This window comes from uncultured Campylobacter sp. (assembly GCF_937997405.1).
Classification (GTDB): Bacteria; Campylobacterota; Campylobacteria; order Campylobacterales; family Campylobacteraceae; genus Campylobacter_B.
Genome location: NZ_CALKTL010000099.1, coordinates 1 through 3,414, shown reverse-complemented (window position 1 = coordinate 3,414; position 3,414 = coordinate 1). Strand labels below are relative to the sequence as shown.

Sequence of the window (3,414 nt, the reverse complement as noted above, 5' to 3'; positions counted from 1 at the left end):
TAGTAAGGTATTCAAATTCTAAGCTTTCAAGCATAAACGCCAACTACTCCAGATCAAAATCAAGCACTATGGTAAAACAGACCGTGCTATCTAGCATAACCGCTAAAGAGTTAAACATAGAAGTAGGAGCTAACACAGATCTAAAAGGATCGTTAATAGCTGCAGGCTACTATGATGAGAATGGAAATTTCATAGATAACGGCAAGCTTAGATTAAAAACAGATACCCTAACTTTTTCAAATTTAAGTAACACCAGATACGACAAATCAAATTCTTTAAGCATAGGAACTAATTATGCTTTTAAAGATCCGCAACAGGGAGGAGAAAGCAAAGAGAACGGTAGCCAAGCTAAGAATAGCCAAAACGCTCAATCTAAAGAGAGCAATACTGATCCTAAGTCTAAAATTTCATCGATTAACTACGCTAATAATAGAAACCTATCCTACTCTATGAGTAAGAGCCTAGCTACTATAGGAAAAGGAGAGCTTATAGTAGGAGATAAAGATATAAGCTCTTTAAGTAAAGATGAGCTTGCTTCTTTACAATCTGATCCCAACAATAAGGCTCTATATAACTCAGACGATCTTACTAGATTAAACAGAGATAGCTCCAAGCTAAGCAAAGAGCTATACTCTACTAAGCTAAGCTCTAACGTTGATGCAAGCGTGGATATGAGGTTGTTTAGTGAAGGGGGAAGGAATGAGATAAAGGATGATTATAATAGGGGTAGCGCGATATACGAAGCTATAAATTTAATAGCAACTACCAAGAATGCGAAAGCCTATAAAATATTTGACTATATAGGAGGCTTTGCTAGCGGATACGATAAAGACAGTATATCGCTTGCGTCAAATCTTGACGTGTTAAACGATCCTAGCGCCGATATATTTAAAAAGCAACGAGCCGCACAGGATATAGCAAATCAAATGGGAGTAAAAGTTAAATTTGCCAATCTAAATAGAGGAAGCGGAGGAAAATTTAACTCCGACGATCCGAATTCCATATATATCAATACGAAGCACATTAACAATGCAAAAGAATTTATGACATTCTTACGACACGAGCTCGTTCATCGCAGCGATAATAAACGAGGTACTTTCATACCTAAAGATCCCGCGCAAAATCAATTCGCTACCAACTATGCCCTAGGCATGCTAAGTATGTCGGAAAAGGCTTTAAGATTAAACGGTAGAAGCCTTAACGACTATTCGCCTAAAGTAAATCCTAACGACAAAACCGTCGTAGCCGATACCAGATACTTTTACTCGCTGGATCAGAGGAAGAGCGATGATGTTGCTGTGGCAGCTATTCTGCCTATTATAGAGGCAGCCTCTGCTTCTATCTTTTTTATTAAGACTAGACAGTTATCAAAAGATTTTGGAAATTGGTTAACAAACTGGTATGAAGGTGATCAATACAATGCCTACTGGAATTATCCTGGAAAATATCCTGATAATGGCGGCACTACTAAGGAACGATCAAACATAAATTATGATAGAATTCTAAACGATTTAGAAAATAAAAATATACAGGCAAGAAGCTGGGACAAAAATGATCATATAAAAATATTTCCTAAAAATAGAGAAGAAAAGCTACCATACACTCAAATTCCTCAATCGCCTATAAAACCTGAATTAACGATCGGCGGCGGAGTACAGCTACAAAAAGAGCGCGGAGGACGCCCTTACACTCACGTACCTCAATCGCCTATAAAACCTGAATTAACGATCGGCGGCGGTATTCAGGGTAGAGAAACGGGGTTTGGGGAAAATATTATTGGGTATATACCTGAGCCAAAAACTAAAGACTTGAAAGGCTTTCCTGGATTGATTAAGGACAAGCGAAAAACTCCGATACAGGGGGGCGGCGGATTAAGGAAGCGATGGAAAGACAAAAAGGGTAATATTTATGAGTGGGATTATCGGCATGGGGGACTAGAAAAATATGATAAGCAGGGGTGGCATTTGGGTCAATTTGACCATATAACTGGCAAACAAACTAAACCCGCGGATAAAACAAGAAGGATTCAAAAATGAAAAGTATAAAAGGTATTTTCCGTTATCTTTTTCCGGTAAGAGATGGACGGGAACTCTATGGACTTAAAATTCCAAAAGGGCAAAGCGATCGTTTTGGAAAAGAATTTATATTCGAGCCTGAATTGATTGCGAAATCGGACGCGCAAAAACTAGATATAAAAATAGATCCAAAGCTTTTAAGAGATAAGCGAATTAAATTTCATATACGCGATATGTATTATAAGACATATCGTGAAATAACATCTTTCGGTATCGATGAGAGCTACGCCGATTCGCGGCAAATAGATCTTGATTTGGAAGATATAAAACAAATCGTAAAATCGGATGAAGACGATCCTTATTATGTATATGGCTATAGCTTAAACATAGAGCAGATGAGATCTTTTGGATGCCTTGATATGGTTAAGCCCGGTTTTTCATACTTCTTAGATTGCTCTGCTAGCCATGAAAGAATAATCAAGGCTCCAAATAGCGGCGATAAAAATATAAAAGGCTGCTATATAAATGTCTTTGATAGCGATAAGGACGCCTTTTACGTGGCGTTATTGGACGTTAAGCTGCCTTTTAGCGAAGTTGCGAAAATAGTCGCTCCGCTGAGCGTAGAGGCAAATATCCACTATTCTTATAGCCTCTCCGAAGAACAGATTATAAAATTGGGATTTCCTGAAATTTTAAAAGAAAATGGCGGCAAAATCGACGCTCAAATATCGGTAGAGATAGTATAATCTAAAATTTAGCCGTTAAATGGATGAATTATGTGAGCTCGGCGGACTGTAAATTTATGAGGAGCATAAATGACTACTATGTATGTTGCTTTTTATTTATCGTCGGATAAATATAACTTTGATTTTTCGGACTTGATCCTAGATGAGAAGATCAATGAATATAAAATTAGTTATATAGAAAAATATAAAATCGGCGACATAGATGAAAGGCGCGGCAAGGTTAGAAATAGCTGTAGCTGGCTATGCTATACTGCCAAGAAAGAGCACGTATACACGGACGATGCGTTAAAAGATCTGTATGAAATTTTAAAAGCAAACTTTGGCGATATTAAAAAGAGGATATCGGCATTAAATTTAAACGTTAACATCGATATAATGATAGACGCGGCGGAGAAGGACGATATATATTCCATCGACTTTAGTAAAGAAATGATAAAAATGTGCGCCGAACTAAATGCCGAAGTGTGCATAGATGGGATATATTATTAATTTGTATAGGAATAAAGATGGCGTGGAAAATAAATTTCTAATACTCCGCTCAAAAGGTAAAAATGAATAAATTTATAAGACAGCTTCCTTTCTTTACCCTTGTTCTTTTAACCGCCGCCCTCATCTCCCAAGGATCTGCCGCATCCTCTAGCTGGGTTACCTGG

At 37.6% G+C, this 3,414-nt stretch carries 3 protein-coding genes; all 3 read left to right on the top strand.

Features of this window, described 5'->3' with window-relative positions; genetic code table 11:
- Nucleotides 1-2,036 (top strand): colicin E3/pyocin S6 family cytotoxin (locus Q0372_RS05415; protein ID WP_298103492.1); only part of this gene is annotated, 2,036 nt, incomplete at its 5' end.
- Complete coding sequence (locus tag Q0372_RS05410) at nucleotides 2,033-2,761, top strand: hypothetical protein (protein WP_298103490.1); 729 nt, start codon at nucleotides 2,033-2,035, stop codon at nucleotides 2,759-2,761. The genes Q0372_RS05415 and Q0372_RS05410, both read left to right, overlap by 4 nt.
- Nucleotides 2,762-2,830: 69 nt before the next feature.
- Nucleotides 2,831-3,250, top strand: a complete 420-nt coding sequence (locus Q0372_RS05405) for a DUF4279 domain-containing protein (protein ID WP_298103488.1) — start codon at nucleotides 2,831-2,833, stop codon at nucleotides 3,248-3,250.
- The last annotated feature ends 164 nt before the right edge of the window (nucleotides 3,251-3,414 follow it).

What these genes read in the sequence shown, in the direction of transcription:
- Q0372_RS05410 (WP_298103490.1), top strand. Translation starts at nt 2,033, where the DNA reads ATGAAAAGTATAAAAGGTATTTTCCGTTATCTTTTTCCGGTAAGAGAT.
- Q0372_RS05405 (WP_298103488.1), top strand. Translation starts at nt 2,831, where the DNA reads ATGACTACTATGTATGTTGCTTTTTATTTATCGTCGGATAAATATAAC.